Origin of the sequence: Nocardia lijiangensis NBRC 108240 (assembly GCF_001613045.1) — a bacterium.
Lineage (GTDB): Bacteria > Actinomycetota > Actinomycetes > Mycobacteriales > Mycobacteriaceae > Nocardia > Nocardia lijiangensis.
The window spans coordinates 1-15705 of record NZ_BDBP01000089.1 but is presented as its reverse complement, the minus strand read 5'-3'; the positions used below and the strand labels follow the sequence as shown (position 1 = coordinate 15705).

At 67.2% G+C, this 15705-nt stretch carries 16 protein-coding genes and 1 pseudogene; 11 read left to right on the top strand and 6 right to left on the bottom strand.

Features of this window, described 5'->3' with window-relative positions; translation table 11 throughout:
* Positions 1-62: 62 nt before the first annotated feature.
* Positions 63-899 carry an SAM-dependent methyltransferase gene (locus NL1_RS28380; RefSeq protein ID WP_084511046.1) on the bottom strand — a complete coding sequence of 279 codons (837 nt, stop codon included), beginning with the start codon at positions 897-899 and terminating at the stop codon, positions 63-65.
* Between the two features lie 55 nt (positions 900-954).
* Positions 955-1341 carry a VOC family protein gene (locus tag NL1_RS28375; protein WP_067845497.1) on the bottom strand — a complete coding sequence of 129 codons (387 nt, stop codon included), beginning with the start codon at positions 1339-1341 and terminating at the stop codon, positions 955-957.
* Between the two features lie 182 nt (positions 1342-1523).
* On the opposite strand from NL1_RS28375, the gene NL1_RS28370 reads away from it, so the two are divergent.
* Together NL1_RS28370 and NL1_RS28365 are read left to right on the top strand one after the other, a co-directional pair.
* Positions 1524-2120, top strand: coding sequence for a TetR/AcrR family transcriptional regulator (locus tag NL1_RS28370; protein ID WP_067845494.1), 597 nt, complete (start codon positions 1524-1526; stop codon positions 2118-2120).
* Positions 2121-2498: 378 nt separating this feature from the next.
* A complete protein-coding gene (locus tag NL1_RS28365; RefSeq protein ID WP_162272779.1) occupies positions 2499-5396 on the top strand; it encodes a VWA domain-containing protein in 2898 nt (965 codons plus the stop codon).
* 83 nt (positions 5397-5479) lie between these two features.
* Here the strand turns inward: NL1_RS28365 and NL1_RS28360 are convergent, their stop codons facing one another.
* Positions 5480-5689, bottom strand: coding sequence for a hypothetical protein (locus NL1_RS28360; protein ID WP_067845489.1), 210 nt, complete (start codon positions 5687-5689; stop codon positions 5480-5482).
* Positions 5690-5902: 213 nt separating this feature from the next.
* Positions 5903-6073: a hypothetical protein gene (locus tag NL1_RS38660; RefSeq protein ID WP_169813615.1), complete on the bottom strand. Its 171-nt coding sequence runs from the start codon at positions 6071-6073 to the stop codon at positions 5903-5905.
* A 375-nt stretch (positions 6074-6448) separates the two neighbouring features.
* Here NL1_RS38660 and NL1_RS28355 point away from each other — a divergent pair, with 375 nt between their 5' ends.
* The 8 genes and pseudogenes from NL1_RS28355 to NL1_RS28320 all read left to right on the top strand — a co-directional run bounded on the left by NL1_RS28355 (position 6449) and on the right by NL1_RS28320 (position 12148).
* Positions 6449-6961 (top strand): DUF2231 domain-containing protein, encoded by a 513-nt coding sequence (locus NL1_RS28355; protein WP_084511050.1) that lies wholly within the window; start codon positions 6449-6451, stop codon positions 6959-6961.
* A gap of 34 nt (positions 6962-6995) precedes the next feature.
* Positions 6996-7412 carry a hypothetical protein gene (locus tag NL1_RS28350; protein WP_067845486.1) on the top strand — a complete coding sequence of 139 codons (417 nt, stop codon included), beginning with the start codon at positions 6996-6998 and terminating at the stop codon, positions 7410-7412.
* 260 nt (positions 7413-7672) lie between these two features.
* Positions 7673-9160, top strand: a complete 1488-nt coding sequence (locus NL1_RS28345) for an alpha/beta fold hydrolase (protein ID WP_245673599.1) — start codon at positions 7673-7675, stop codon at positions 9158-9160.
* Between the two features lie 260 nt (positions 9161-9420).
* Positions 9421-9841 (top strand): annotated as a pseudogene (locus NL1_RS28340) (PPOX class F420-dependent oxidoreductase).
* 33 nt (positions 9842-9874) lie between these two features.
* Entirely contained in the window at positions 9875-10339 is a 465-nt protein-coding gene (locus tag NL1_RS28335) for a nitroreductase/quinone reductase family protein (RefSeq protein WP_156095096.1), read from the top strand.
* A gap of 355 nt (positions 10340-10694) precedes the next feature.
* On the top strand, positions 10695-11219 hold the full coding sequence (locus tag NL1_RS28330) for a L,D-transpeptidase (RefSeq protein ID WP_067845479.1): 525 nt from the start codon (positions 10695-10697) through the stop codon (positions 11217-11219).
* 21 nt (positions 11220-11240) lie between these two features.
* Positions 11241-11567: a carboxymuconolactone decarboxylase family protein gene (locus NL1_RS28325; RefSeq protein ID WP_156095095.1), complete on the top strand. Its 327-nt coding sequence runs from the start codon at positions 11241-11243 to the stop codon at positions 11565-11567.
* A complete protein-coding gene (locus tag NL1_RS28320; protein ID WP_245673597.1) occupies positions 11564-12148 on the top strand; it encodes a carboxymuconolactone decarboxylase family protein in 585 nt (194 codons plus the stop codon). Before NL1_RS28325 ends, NL1_RS28320 begins: the two co-directional genes overlap by 4 nt.
* Before the next feature lie 28 nt (positions 12149-12176).
* Here the strand turns inward: NL1_RS28320 and NL1_RS28315 are convergent, their stop codons facing one another.
* Positions 12177-12788, bottom strand: a complete 612-nt coding sequence (locus NL1_RS28315; RefSeq protein WP_067845466.1) for a phosphoribosylanthranilate isomerase — start codon at positions 12786-12788, stop codon at positions 12177-12179.
* 180 nt (positions 12789-12968) lie between these two features.
* Here NL1_RS28315 and NL1_RS28310 point away from each other — a divergent pair, with 180 nt between their 5' ends.
* Complete coding sequence (locus tag NL1_RS28310; protein ID WP_156095094.1) at positions 12969-13964, top strand: hypothetical protein; 996 nt, start codon at positions 12969-12971, stop codon at positions 13962-13964.
* Positions 13965-14110: 146 nt separating this feature from the next.
* Here NL1_RS28310 and NL1_RS28305 read toward each other — a convergent pair.
* Positions 14111-15705: helix-turn-helix domain-containing protein (locus tag NL1_RS28305; protein WP_162272778.1), on the bottom strand; the 1595-nt coding region annotated here is incomplete at its 5' end.

Below are 15705 nucleotides of genomic sequence, written 5' to 3'. Positions count from 1 at the left end.
ATCCCGCCGCCGACGCCGCCCGAGCCCGCCGTCGGCCGCAAGCGGCCCTGTCGATCGTCGAATCACGTTGTGGCGTGGACGAAGTAGCCTTGCGGAACCTCGGGAGTGCCGCGGGGTGCGTCCGGGAAGGGCCAGCGGCCGAGGGTGGTGCCCGCGGTGCCGATTCGGGTGACGGTCGTTTTCCAGCCGTGGCTCTCGAGCAGGGTCTCGGGCTCCTCGTTTCCGTACTGCCAGGTCATGTCCCGCGCTGCGAGCAGCTCGAGCATGGGGCGCATCGCGCGAGACTCCAGCAGCGAGGTGCCGACGAAGTCGATGAGAAGATGGCAGCCCGGCGCGGAGAGCTCGGTGATCCGGTCGAGTAGCCGGTGCACGTCGGCCTCGGTGAGATATTGCGTGAGCCCCTCGACCAGCCAGCACGTCGGCAGCTCGGCTCGGAAGCCCGCGGCTACCAGCGGGGTGGTGAAATCGGTGGTGAGGTCCACCCCGACCGGCACCCGGGTGCAGCTCGGAGTTGCCGCGCCGAGCAATTCGCTCTTGAGGTGGAGCAGTCCGGGCCGATCCAGCTCGAAGACGACGGTGTCGGTCGGCAGATCGAGACGGTAGGCCCGGCTGTCCATCCCGGCGGCGAGGAGAACGATCTGACGGACCCCGCGGCCGACGACCTCGTCGATCATGTCATCGAGGTACCTGGTGCGCACGGGGATGATCGGACTGCCGTGCATCTGGAGCTGATCGAGCAGGGCGCGACCCGGCTCGCCGGCGAGCTGCGCGGCGAACGGGTCGGTGAAAAGCCTGTCGGGGCGCGTCGACTCCGCGGCGCGAATGGCCGCGGTGAGCCGGGATGTGGTGGCGACCGGGTCGATCATTGCCTGGTTGGTTGTACCGGACTGTTCTGTCATCACGTGGCTTTCTCGGGTGGGTCGGTTCGACTCGATCGGCAGGGTCCGGTCGCGGTCAGTCGTGCTGTTTCACAGCGGCTTCGGATCGTTCGGCGACGTCGATATCGATTTCCTGGATCTGGACGGTGACGCCGTCGGGGTCGACGACGCGGATGCTGCGACCGAAGTCCTCGTCGACGAGCTGGTGGTCGTAGCCCGCTGCGGTGAGGCGCCGGCTGATGGCGTCGAGGTTCTCGTCGGTGGAGAAGCCGAGTTCGACGGTGCCGGGCGGGCGGCCCTTCGACACGGCGGCGTCGTGGATTCCCACGGCGCCCGCCTCGGCGTCGAGTTGTGCCCAGACGGTGAGGCTGCCCTGGGGTCGATCGGCCAGGCCGAGGCCCGCATAGAACTTCCTGGAGGCTTCGACATCGGCGACATACCTGATGGGGAGCACGGTCAGCATGGGGTGGGTTCCTTTCGGGGGAGTGTCGAGATGACGGCGAGGGAGGTCATCCGACTCCTAGTGAATCTCATTGACTGATAGTCAGTCAATAGGTTTGTCGTCGTTGCTGGCCTTAGGATTGCGGACCAGAACGCAACGATGACCAGCGCGACGATGACCGAGCGCAGAGGAGGGGGCCGACAGTGCCACGAACCAAACCCGCCGAGGAGCGACGAGCCGACCTGCTCGCCGCGGCGCGGCAGGTTTTCGTAGCCAAAGGCGTCACCGCGGCCACGCTGGAGGAGATCACGAAAGCGGCCGGTGTCTCGAAAGGACTCTTCTGGCAGTACTTCCACTCGAAGGACGACCTGGTCTTCGTTCTCCAGCAGCAGTACGCGCACAAGTTCGCCGACGCCGTCCGCGCCGCCACCCAGTCGGTGACGGACTGGGGAGTCAAGCTCGACACGTGCGTCGAAGCGTGCCTCGAGCAATACCAGAACGAGCTCGACCTGCACGACGTCTTGTTCCGCCACACCGGCCCGCAAACCCCTGACCAGTCACCGGCGCATACAGCGCTGGTCGACGTGCTCGCCTCGATCCTGTCCGACGGCGCCGCCGCGGGGGCCTATCGGATCGACAACCCCGAGATGACCGCCTACCTGCTCTACGGGGCCATGCACGCTTTCGATCCGACTTTCCGGGGCGGTGGTGAGTTGTCCGCCGCGGAAGTGCGCGTCACGCAGCAACTTTTCCGACGTGCCGCGGGGATCACCGAACCACCGGCTGCCGTCGCGGAATAGCACTGGTGGCGGGGGGCGACCCGAATGAGGGAAGGTCGCTCTGATCCATCTGCCTGTCGATATCGACTCGGGTCCGGTGCCCGCACCACCCGCTCGCGAGGCGAGCCGGATCCTGTTCCCGCTTCCCGGAATCGCGGCTGCAACGGTGAACATCGACCGGCCCTTCGCCACGCCTGCCGGCGCTCGAGTGCTGCCCGAATCGCGACTTCCGCCGCAGAGACCCGACCGAACTTTGGGGTAGTCGACTACTCGTGACCGCGCTCTCGGTGGGTCGTAGCTTCAGCAGTCTCAACGATGCGGGAAGGCACCGCGAGAGCGGCGACGCTCCGCTCCCGGTGGGCGCAAGGCGAATTCGTTCGCGAACCAGAGGAGGCCGCCATGACCCACAATCTCGGACGCGTCGTCGTCGACGGCCGGTCCGTGACCCAGGCGTCCGGCATCGATCTGGTCCCGACGGCCGGGCCGGTCGGGCCGGCGCGGTTCGTGATCCTGCACTTCGACAATGTCAACCTGACTGGTGGGGCCAAGCTGACCGTCGACTTGGGCTATGGCCAGGATGTGTTCGCCGCGGGTTCCGGCGCGACTTTCTGGAGCAGGCCTGCCGATCCCGCAGCCGGGCCGATCCAGATCCGCATCGTGGGCGGCACCGGCAGCGCGCGGTTGCGCGAGTTCGGCGTCGGTGAGCCTTCGACCACGTCCGGCCATGCGCCAGGGACCTCGCTGGGCAGCCAAAGCAATCCCGACGTCTTCCTGCACACCGACCCCTACCAGGAGCCGATCTACGAGACTCGGCTGGAGTGCAACGAGGGCTTCGCGTGGCGCAACGCCGCCTGCTCGCTGGCGCCTGCCGTGCCGGATGCGGTGAAGGACCGGGTCAAGGCTGCCACCGGCATCATCGTCGAGGTCCACGACGGTCACGTCTCGAGCTGCACGGGGACGCTGATCGGCGCCGACCTGTTCCTCACCGCCCGGCACTGCCTGACCGATCCTTCGCACGAGGATCTGCGCAGCGCCTCGGTTACCTTCGACTATCACGCCAATTGCGACGGGTCCCGGCCCGGCGGCCATGCCACCCGCTTCTTCAAGGTGCTCGCCGAGGTCGCCTCCGGGAGCCCGCCGACAGGCTCGGACCCGCCGGTCTCGACGGACTGGGTGGTGCTGCGGCTGGACGCGGCCCCCGGCGCTCTGCCCGCGCCCCTGACGATGCGCGGCGCCGCGCTGATGAACGGCGAGACCATCTTCACCATGCACCACCCCAATGGGGCGGCGAAGAAGACCCAGGCAGGCGTGCACGACGGCGGCGCCATCTCCGGTTTCGACTACGCGGGCGGCAGCTCCGGTTCATCGCTGTTCGACGTGAACGGTCAGGTGATCGGCGGGCCACTGGCTTCGGGCGCGGGATGCAGTGTCTCCTACGCGCCCATAGCCAGTGTGATCTCCGGTCTTACGGCTCCGCCTGCGCTACCGACACCGGTGGACGTCATGGTGGTGTTCGATCGGTCGGGCAGCATGTCGAGCAGCGCCCCACCGATCGGGCGCAGCAAGCTCGACGAGGCGAAGGATGCGGCCGCCCTGTTCGTGCAACTGGTGCGTGAGGGCGGCGGGGACCGCTTGGGGCTGGTGACCTATTCCTCGACGCCGAATCTCGACACCCCTCCCACGGCCGTGGCAACGGCCAAGCCCGCCCTCGTCGGGCCGGCACCGTTCACGACCGGCACGATCGGCACTATCAGCGCGGGCGGGACGACCAGCATCGGCGCCGGGCTCGAGTCCGCCCAGCTCGCGCTGGCCGGCGGGCCGACGGACAACGCGATCCTGTTGCTCACCGACGGGCTGCAGAACACCGCCCCGATGGTCGAGGAGATCGAGCCTGCCCTTGGCGCGACCCGCATCAACGCCATCGGGTTCGGCTCCGACGCCGATATCGACGGAGCACTGCTGAACCGGCTCGCGCAAGACCACGGCGGCCTTTTCACCCGGGCCATCGACGGCCTGTCCTTGCGCAAGTTCTTCGGCCTGGCGTTCGGCAACATCTTCGAAAGCGGTGCGCTCAGCGATCCGGACTTCCTGCTGCCCGCCGCGAAACCACAGTCCGATCCGCACAGTTTCGACGTCTGCGGCGAGCAGCGAATCACCGTCGTTCTCGGCTGGGACGATCCGACGACCCCTCTGCAAGCGTGGGTGCGCACACCCTCGGGAAAGGTGGTCGGCGGCAAACGGATACAGCCGGTCCGCGGCCGCAGCTGGCTGTTCTGGCGCATCGCTCTGCCCCACGAGTCGGAGCGCGACGGAACATGGCAATGCGTCGTCGAGCGGGTACGTACTGGCGGCGAATTCCCACCGCCTCCCACGGATGTTCGCTACTTCTTCCTGGTGGTCTGCTCGGGCGGGCCGAAGCTCACGCCGCTGATGCGCCGGCGGCGGGTCTACACCGGCGACGTGGTCGATCCGATGGTCGGACTGCATTATCCGGACCGAACCACGCCGCACGGCGCAGACGTCACGCTGACCATCGACGCGCCGGGGGTGGCGCTGGGCGAGCTGGCCGCTCAGGCAAAGCTCTCCGCGCCGGTGATCTCCGGCGATGCCGTCGACCCCTTCCACGCCACTCTGCAGGCGATAGCCAAGTCGGCGGGCGGCACGCTGCCGGTGGCGCCCTCGACCTTCACCGTGCCACTGTTCGACGACGGTACGCACGGCGACGGCGCCATGGAGCCCGACGGAATCTTCAACAATCCGCTGAAGGATCTCACCAAGGCCGAGGGGACCTACCACTTCCACGCGGTGGCGACCTACGGCGAACAGTGCCGGGCGAGCCGCGAGGCGCACTGGTCGATCCACGTCGAGCCCGGCATCGATCCGAGCAAGACCGGTGTCGTGTTCGAACGCGTAGACGACGGCGGGGTGCTGGTGATCACCCCGCGCGATGCTCACGGCAACCGGATCGGGCCCGGACGCGGGCACCTCTTCGACGTCTCGCCGTTGCCCGGTATCGAGATCCGCGGCAAGGTCGAAGACCGCGGAGACGGGTCGTACGAAATCCCGGTCACCTGGGACGAATCCACCGCACCGGCCCCCGGTGTCGTTGTGCAGCAGCCCGAACGCGATCCGGTGATCGTCCAGGTGCCGGGCGGAAAACCGCCGAGCGGCGACTGCACCGAGGCAGCCGAAGACCTTCTCGACTGCCTCGGCTTGACGAACCAGGACGTGAAGCGCGTGCGGATCAAGAAGGTCGAGCTGGAAGTCGACCTCGACCACGGTGACTGCGGCTGCTGAGCGGCTCATCGACCAGCCCCTTCGGGCGTTCTGGGCCCCGTGAGCGCCTGGGGTTCATCACGTACGCGCGGGTCGTGACCCTTCTAGACCAACTCGACCTCGTCGAATCCCACGGTCAGGCTGTGCCGCCGCTCACGCAGCACGCCTCCCTCGCGATGGACGAGTCCTTCGCCGATGTCGATGCGCAGTTCGGCGGTACGGGCGTCGACTTCCCTTACGACTCCGCAGATTCCGCTGAACGGTCCCTCCGGAAAGTAGACGACGTCGCCCGGCCCGTATTCGGTTAACCCCACGCCGCCACAGTAATCCAAGGCTGTTCGTTCTGAATTCTCGTCACAACTCGGCTCGGGACGATGACTATGTGCTGACACGAACCGTTGTGCGCGTGCGGCCGCGGTCTCCACCCGGGGTCGTGCGTCCCCGGGTGGAGATGCGTCCAAAAACATTGCGGCGGTGGCGATTCCCAGAGTCTCGCGCCCGACGCAGGCTGAGCTGGACTCAGGCGGTTACAGGCAGAAGCTGATCTCCACCGGGCCAACCGGGATACCGGTGCACACTTCCACCGAACCCGAGACGGGGGTGGCGGTGGGGGCCGCGGCGGCGGTACCGGCGCTCAGGGCGCCGGCGGACAGCGCCAGGGCGGCGACGGCAAGTGGGCGGACAATTTTCGAGGTCATACTTCATCCTCTGGTAGAGCAATACGATGCGTCCCAGGTTCGGGACGTGGCCCATCAGAACACGTTTCGTTACCCGCGGGTAGCCATCGGCGTGTGCTCTGTGGAGGTAACAAAGTATCGGCAAAAGTTTGTGTTAATCCGTTTCACAGCGGCCGGACGCCGATCTTCAGCTCGCCGGATATCCGTCAGTGCTGCCGGGAAGGCGATCCGACAACCGCCAGCCTGAGTGGTGCGATGGCGATCATCGCCCCGGACAAGATCGCCGGTGCCGATCGGGTTGGCGGAAACTCGCCGGGGTATCCGACCGGTACCGGCGGCTCGACTCGCGAGAAATTACATGGTTGGCATTACTCGGGGCCAGGAAAGGAGGTTGTCATGACCGGTGAGATGCAGCAGGCAAAACGCCCGGTCAGCGCCGCGCTGGCTGGACCGTACGGCCATCCGTTCCACCCGATCCTGGTCACGGTGCCGATCGGCGCCTGGGTGGCGAGCCTGGTGTTCGACCTCGCGTCGCACGTGGTCGACGATCCGGCCTTCCTCGCCCGCGGCTCCGTGTGGCTGATCGCGGTCGGGGTGCTGGGTGCACTGGCCGCCGCGATGGTCGGGTTGCTGGACTTGTTCGCCATCCCCACCGGTACCCCGGCGTTTCGGACCGGACTGGTGCACATGAGCCTCAACCTGACCGTGACCGCGGCGTACGCGATCAACTTCTGGTGGCGCAATTCCGGCGCCGGTCCACACGGCGCGGTCCCGGTCGGGCCACTTGTGCTGTCGATCGTCGGTCTCGCGGCACTGGCCGTGTCCGGCTACCTCGGCGGAAAGCTCACCTACCACTACGGAGTTCGGGTGGCCGACGAAGCCACCCAGGCCGCAGGCTTCCGCCACTGAACCCCAACCCACCCCCAACCCGTCGGGAGACATCATGGGCATCGCAGCGTTGATCCTCTGGTTGCTCACCGCCGTCGGCGGCTCCGTCCTGCTCGGTATCTGGATCGCCAAAGGCGGCGCACGCCAACCGAGCAGCAGCCACCTTCCCGCACCAGTCGTGTTCGGCCATTTCCTGCTGGCCGGTGCCGGGCTGATCGTGTGGATCATCTACCTCGTCGTCGACAACAAAGCGCTGGCCTGGGTCGCCTTCGGGCTGCTCGTCCCCGTGGCACTGCTCGGATTCGCCATGCTGCTGCGCTGGCTCCCGGTCTACCGAGCACGCGCCACGACCGAAACACCCGAAGCGGCCGAACGACACTTCCCCTTGGTGGCCGTCGGCGGGCACGGCGTCCTGGCCGTCACCACCGTTGTTCTGGTGCTGCTGACCGCCCTCGGCGTCGGCGCGAGCTAGCAGTCCCACCCTCCGCGCCAGGCCATCGTTGACCTGGCGCCCGAATCCGCTGCCCCGGAATCGCGGTCGGCGGATTCGTGAGGTGTGTCTCAGGTCTCTGTTGTGGCAGTCGCAGCCGGGCGTATGGCAAGATCGCCCGGTTCGCCGATCTGTGCACAGGAGGCTCTCGATTGGATCTGCGCTTGGGACCCAACGGATCTCACCGGATCCTTCGTGCCGCGTTGGCGCTTGCCGCCGGGGTCGGTGCGATCGTTGCCCCGGTGCCGGCGTCAGCGGAAGACGGCATCGACTCCTACATCGATCGCCTGGCCGAGGCGGCAGACACCCCGGCGCTGCAGTGGTCCGACTGCCAGGACGGCTTCCAGTGCGCGTCCGCGAAGGTGCCGCTGGATTACAACCAGCCGCACCGTGATCCGATCGAGTTGGCGGTGATCAAGCTGCCCGCCGCCGACCCGAGTCAGCGGATCGGCACCCTGTTCGTCAACTTCGGCGGCCCCGGCCCCTCCGGGGTTGATCGCCTGCGGGAACGGGCGCGATGGCCGTGGCTGTTCTCCGACGAGCTGCGGTCGCGGTTCGATGTGGTCTCCTGGGACACCCGAGCAGTGGCGCGCAGCGCGGCGGTGCGCTGTTTTCCGACGGTGGACGAACAGCTGGCGTTCCTCGGCTCCGCGCCCGAGATCCCTATCACCGCAGGCGAAGAGGGACCGTTCTACGACTGGTCCACGGAGTTCGCCGACCGCTGTGAGCAGCAGGCCGGTCCGATTCTGAACCACGCCTCGACCGCCAACACCGCGCGGGATCTGGAACTGTTGCGCCGCGCCGTCGGCGATCCGAAGCTCACCTATCACGGCATTTCCTACGGCACACAGCTCGGCGCGATCTACGCGAACATGTTCCCCGGCCGGGTGCGGGCGATGGTCTTCGACGGATCGATGGACTTCGAGGGCAACGTCAACGGCCACGACGGGCAGGGCGTCACCGTTCCACTGGACACCCGGCAGGGCGTAGCCGACGGCATCGCCGCTACCTTCGACGCATTTCTGCAGCAGTGTTCGGCGGCGGGGCCGCGTTGCGCGTTCTCGTCCGGTGATCCGCGGCTCAAGTGGACGGTGCTCGCGGAGCGGGCTCGCCTGGCACCCATCAAGGTGGAGGGTCAGGCGTGGACGTATTCGGCGATCATCAATGCCGCCGCCAATCTTTCGCAGTCGTCCACTTTCCCGAGCCTCGCGGTGCTGCTGCAGAAGTTGTTCGACGCGGGCACCACCATCCCGGGACTGCTGCCGGTCGCGCGCGGCGCGTCCTACCTGGGCAACCGCACCGAGGCGTATCACGCAATTCAGTGCACCGACAGCGTCGTCCCGACCGATACCGGCGTCTACAGTCGCGCAGCGGAATCGGAAGATCTGCGGGTCCGGTATTTCGGGCGGATCGGTGTATTCGGCACCGCAGGCTGTGCGTTCTGGCGAGGCCACGACGCCGACCGATACACCGGACCGTGGAACCGCCGCACCGCCGCGCCGATCCTGGTGCTCAACAGTAGATTCGACCCCGCAACCCCGTTGCCCGGTGCCTACGCGGGCGCCGCCCAACTGGCCGCCGCCCAAGTGGTGGTGATCGAAGGTGCGGGCCACAGCAGCATGTACGTGCCGAGCACTTGCGCCGAGCAGACCAAGCGGGAGTACTTGTTCAGCGGCCTGCTGCCACCGGCAGGCACCGGCTGCGCCATCGACAAGTCGCCCTTCGACTGACGGGTAGGGATCGGACACGTCGGCTCACCGAGCCATGCCGACGGCCGTACCCGCCCGCCTTCGGGATCGAGGTCGGACGGCCTTACCCGAGAGTGTGTGGCGACGCGGAACGCCGGGGTCGGGGTCAGGGTCCAGGGCGGTCGCGAGATCGCCGCGCGCGGCCTCCATGTCCTACAGTTGATGTCACGAACAATAAGCAGTATCAAGCCTCACTGTGCAGGTCGGCGCGGCAACGTCTGACAATCAAAAGGAGGCCTGCGATGTCGTTCACCGAAGAAGAGGTCGAGTACCTGCGGACCCAGCGGCTCGCCCGGGTTGCCACCGTCGACCCCGACGGGCAGCCCGACGTGGTCCCGGTGGGCTACGAGTTCGACGGTACGCACATCTACATCGGCGGCTGGGACCCGGTGCGGACCCGCAAGTACCGCAATGTCGAACGCGGCAACCCGAAGGTCGCCATCGTCATCGACGACCTGGTGTCCACGGACCCCTGGATCCCGCGCTATCTGCGCGTCTACGGAACCGCTGAACTCGTGCAACGCCAGGGCGAGTTCGGCCCGGCCCGCTACATGTGCATCACCCCCCACCGTTTCGTGGAGCTTCAACCTCGCCGGTCGCCCCTTCACCCACGAGGACGTGCAGGTGCAGCGCACCGTCCACACCCGCACCGCGACCGCCTGACCACTGGCCGACCAACACGAAAGTGAGAACCCGATGAGCTTCGGCACCCCCGCGGGCACCCGCGGCGCCCGGCAGCCCTCCGGTCGGATCGCTGCGTGGATGAACAAACTCATGGCAAAACGCCTGGGCCGCAAGGGCGACGGCAAATTCATGGGCATGGACGCCTTGGTCCTCACCACGCTCGGCCGCAAAACCGGCGTCGAGCGCTCCACGCCGGTGGCCTGGTTCCCCGGCGGCAACGACACCTACCTCATCGTCGCCTCGGCGGCCGGCGCCGCCGGTAACCCCGCTTGGTATCACAACATCGCCGCGAACCCCGACAAGGTCCGCATCGACGTCGCCGGCCGCACTCTCGAAGTGACCGCCGAACAACTCCACGGCACCGAACGCGAGCAGGCGTGGCGTCAGGTCGTCGCCACCATGCCGCGATTCACCGGATACCAGGAAAAGACCGACCGCGAGATCCCGGTCATTCGCCTCACACCCCGACCCAGCTGATCCGCCGGCCGCGCGCAAAGCGCGATGCAGCCCGCAAACGAGTCGAGACGACTGCCGGAGTGGGCATCGAATTCTTCACCTCATAGAGGTCGGCAGTCCGCCGCTGAACCGTGGCCCGCAGCTCGTCTGCCAGCCCGATCACAACAATCTGAAAATGGCAATCACGCCACGCTATCGAGATCGACTCGGTTGCCTACCGGTCGTGTCCGAATTGCCACGCCAGGGTCGAGAGCCGCTTCACAATGATCGACAACACTTTTCAGGTCACCTCGAACTCTCGTGTCGCCCACGCGTGTTCCCTCGCCCCGCGGTCGGCACGTTCCACGATGGGGTGAGGGAAAGGCAGGTCTGACCCATGAAGTGTCAGCTACGACTTCGCCCCTTGGCTCGGCTCGCGTTGTTGATCGGCACGGCGGTGACCGGACTCGCCGTTGCGGTCCCGGCACAGGGTGAGCCGCTGTGGCCCGGCGGCCCCGACATCCCCGGCGTGCCCCCGTTGATCGCGCCTCCACTGATACCACCCGCGCCGGTGGTGGCACCGTGCTCGGCCGAGGCGCGCGGGTGTATGCGCCTGTCGACCAATGAGGCGTGGCTGATGGACAACGGCCGGGTCACCTACGGCCCGACCCCGATTTCGCACGGCAGGCCCGGCTACCTGACCCGGGTGGGTGTCTTCGACGTCGACTTCAAGCGCGAGGACCACTGGAGCACGATGCACCACGTCTGGATGAAGTACGCGGTCTTCTTCGACGGCGACATCGCCACCCACATCGGCCCGATCGAAGAGCAGTCACACGGGTGTATCCGCATGACACCCGACGGTGCGCGCGAGTTCTTCTACTACCTGTCGCCCGGCGACATCATCGAAGTCGTGCCGTAACGACGCTGGATAGAGGTCGCTGTGTCCTATGAGGACAAGAAGCAGGCAGCACACCGTGCTCTGGTGGACCGCATCCTGAACGGGAAGGGCAGGACCTCTCCGGACCAGCGCGCCAGCGCCTTTCACAACGCCGATGTTCCGCCGCCTTTGCGGGCGCTGATCGACAAGGTCGTCACGAGGCCGACGCAGGTCACCGACGCGGACTTCCTTGCGGCCAAGGCCTCCGGCTTCAGCGAGGACCAGCTCTTCGAGCTGGTCGTATCCGCTGCGGTCGGCCAGTCCGCCCGGCTGTACGCCGCGGGACTCGCCGCCTTGGCCGAAGCAACCGGCAGCGAGGAGGCCGGATGATGCGGCTCGACATCCTCAACCACGGTTACAGCCCCGGGACCAAGGTGCTGTTCACGCTGATCCGGGTGTTCTCGAGGCAGCCGGTGCCGGACGCCGCCAAGCTGGTCTTCTACCGGCCCGACTTCTACGGTGCCCGGGCGAAGACGTTCACCCACGAGGCCATGCGGGGGCCCTCTGCCTGGTCGGTCGCCGACCGAGAGCTGATGGCGGCCTTCGTTTCGAAGGTCAACGACAGCGCGTTCTGCGTCGGCGCGCACTCCGCGACCGCGGGGCAGGCGTACCGGGACGGCGCGAAGGTGCGAGCGGTGCTGGCCGACGTGGAATCGGCCCCCATCGAGGACGGACTGCGGGCAACACTGCGGATGCTCGGCAAGCTGACCCGGGAAGGAACGGTGACCGTCGAGGACATGCGGGAAGTACTGTCCGCGGGTGTCACACGCCAGCAGGTCGAGGACGCCCTGGCGGTCTGCGCCGCGTTCAATACGACCGACCGGCTCGCCGAGGCCTTCGGTTTCGAACTGCTGAGCCCCGAGGGCTTCGAGGCAGGAGCCAAGTACCTGCTCGAACGGGGCTACCGATAGGACCGCAGGCCGTCGCCGCCCGTCGCGGTCAAGCCCCGCTGATGCTGCGCGCCGCGGCGATGAAGTCACGAACCTTCTGCAGGTCCTTGACGCCCGGGCTCGCCTCCACGCCGCTCGACACATCGACGCCCCACGGCTGAACAGCGTGAATTGCCTCGATGACGTTGTCGGGGTTCAGTCCGCCCGCGAGCATCCACGTGCCCTCGGGTTTGCGGGCACTGAGCTCCGAGAGGTCCCATCGTTCACCGGACCCCGGCTTCGGTGCGTCGAGAAGAAGTGCCTCCTCGCCGAATGCGCCGACGGTGAGGTCGGGGTTGCTCTTCAGTGACGTCGCCCGCCACAGTCGCGGCACGATCGCCAACGCGTTCGTGAAGTCGTCGCGCGTGTACGGACCGTGCAACTGCAGCACCGCCACGCCGAGCTTCGCGGCGGTTTCCGCGGCATCGACGGCAGAGAGGTCGTTGACGACGAGGACTGTGTCGACCCGGTCACCGGCCGCCGCGACGATCTCGGCGGCTGCACCGAACTCCAGCCGCCGGGGGCTGGTCCGGTTCATGACGACACCGATGGCGTCGGCGCCTGCCGCGATTGCCGCGTCCGCCGCAGCAACGGACGTTATTCCGCAGATCTTCACGTACACGGGAACGAACCTACCGTCACCGAAGTGACCGGCGCTCCCACGGGAACTGCGGAGAGGCGAACTCGACGCGCAGCGCTACCGAGCTGTTCGGCACCGAATCGGGTCGGTCGATCTCCGATTCGCGTAGTCGAGTACTCGCGTCGACGTCTGCGGAACGGTCGAGGATGGTTCCTGACAATCGTGGGGGCGGGTCCGAATTGCCATCGATATAGGGAGCACGACATGACCGACGCCTTCTTCACCGTGAAGAACCGCCCTCGATCTGTGACCGGCATCCGGCGCACCAGCGGCGGCGGCCCGCAAACGCTGGAACAATCCATCCCGGACGGCGACACGACCGGCGTCCACGTGCAGGGCAGCATGCTGGTGCGGTTCCTCGGAGTCGACACCCCGGAAAAGAGAATCGCGCTTCCCGTGGCCGACTCGCAGGCGTCCCTGGACTCGGATGACTGGGAGACCTATCTGTCGGATCCCTTCCGGCCCGAATTCGGCGCGTTCGATCTCGATCCGTCACTTGCCGCGCATCTGAAAACCAGGATCGGCGCCGGTGCGGCCGCCAATCACCACCGCCACGCCCAGAAAGCCGGCGACTCGCTTCGAGAACTCGTGCAGTCGGACATGACCGCACTCGGTCAGACCGCAGCCGACTTCCACTACTTCCTGGCGTTCGAGTTCGAGGTGTTCGATTCCCACGGCCGCTTCCTCGCCTTCGTCAACCGCGATCAGAAGAACCCCACCGTGCCGAGTCCGCGGCCGCCGACCTACAACGAACGCCAACTGGAGCGCGGTGTCGCGCTGCCGTTCTTCATCTGGCCCAACATCGATCCCTTCCGCGATGTCACCCTGCTCGACGCCGTCCTCGAACCTGGCACCGCACACGATGTCGCAGAGAACTCACCGTCGCTGAAACGTGCGCGCGACTTCGTCGAGCAGGCCCGTGCCGACAAGAAGGGAGTGTTCGACCCGCAGGATGCACTCCGTTTCGAGGCGTTCGAGATCCGATACCTGGCCCGCCGCCAACCACCGGACCGAGCGGTGATCGACCTGAGCCGCAACGACGACACACTGCGCGCCGCACAGCGGTACTTCGAGATCCCGAATCCAGAAGACCGCCTGTACATTCCGCAGCATTTCGTGCCCCTGTTCCTGAGTCGCGGTTGGCGGCTCGAACACTGAGCGCCCGTAGTAGTCCTCTGGCCGGATCGATTCCACGCCCGGATAGGTGCAGACATGACCTACAGTTCCGACTCCGGGAGTGGGTTCGGGCGACCAACGGCGGGAATCGAACTCGGCGCCGTGGCCGCTTTCGCACTCGGTGGGGCTCATATCTGGTGCGGAATCTGGCGGCGCGAGGTGATGCCGAGTTTGCGGAAGACCTTGCGCAGGTGGTACTCCACGGTGGCGGTGCTGAGAAACAGTTCGGCGGCGATCTGCTGGTTGGTGATGCCTGTGGCGGCGAGGTGGGCGACCTGGAGTTCTCTGGGGGTCAGGTCGTAGGAACTGCTGGGGGTGCGTTCCCGTGCGCGTTCTCCGGCGCCGGCAAGTTCGGTCCGTGCTCGCTGCGCGAAGGCGGCAGCGCCCATATCGAGGAAAAGTTCATGGGCGCTGTGCAATTGGTGGCGTGCGTCGCGACGCCTGCGTCTGCGTCGTAGCCATTCACCGTAGAGCAGGCGGGTGCGCGCCACCTCGGTGGTCAGCGGTGTACGTTCCAGCAGCGATAGGGCTCGCAGATACAGCTCCTCGGCCGCGGAGTCGTCGGCCACCAGGGCGCGGCTGCGGGCCAGTATGCCCATGGCCCAGGGGGTTTCACTCGCGCCTGCGCGTTCGGCCAATCGTTGCAGAGCTCGTTCGGCGGTGGTGGTGTCGTTGTTGCGGACGGCTGCTTCGATCAGGTCCGGCAGCACCATATTGCCGAAATGCGGTGGGTCCTCGTCGAAGACGATCGCGGCCGTCTCTCGGGCTGCGGCGTATCGGCACTGGCCGAGACGCAGCACGACGAGCGCGGTGCGTGCGAGTTGGACCTGCAACCCACCGGGGCGCTCGGCATCGGGCCCCGCCTGGATCGCCACCGCGGCCAGCGTGCGGGCCTCGTCGCCACGCCAGCCGTGCAGCAAGGCGTCGCTGCTGTCGGCGTAGCGCAGGTCCGCGCCGATGGCCGCGGCGACGTCCTTGAACTCGGCGAAATGTGCTGTCGAGGCGGTGAGGCGACCGCAGAGCAGTTCGTAGGTGGCTGCTCCGTGCGTCGCCGCTTGCAGCATGCGCAATGCGCCGCGCCCGCGGGCCGTCGAGCCGTAGCGCTGTGCGCACATGCCCAGTGCGTCGATGTCCCACAGCTCGATCGCGAGCAGCACACCGAGCAGGAACCAGCGTGCGGCGTCGCCGTCCTCGGCGCGTTCGGCCAGCATGGCCGCCAGCCCGCGCCGCATCAGTGGCACCGCCGACACGTAGTCACGGCCGACCAATTGCGCATGGGCTGCGAGCAACAGATCGGCGATGATGGGTTCGCCGGGCACCGGCGGTGCGTCGAGCGCGGCCTCGGCGATACGCAGCGCGCTCATCTCGGCGCCGATGCGGGCCACCACGATGGCCGCGTCGAACGCCTCGAGCAGCGTGTCGCGAGCGGTTCGAGGATCGGAGTCACGGAAGATCCGTGCCGCCTCGAACAGCAGCGGCACCGCTCCCGCACGGCCGAGCATGACGTTGAGGAACCCGCGCAGCCGCATCGCGTGGGCGTCCAGGATCGGGATGCCCAGGTCCGGAGTGAGCTTGTCCAGCAATTGCTCGGCGAGGTGGGGCGCGCCCGAGGTGAGCGCGGCGCCGACCGCGGCGAGCAGCCGCCCGTTGCGTGCCGGGCCCGGTGGAGTGATGTCGGCGGCCCGTTGCAGAAACGCCGCCTGCGCCAGGCATCCGCCGCGTT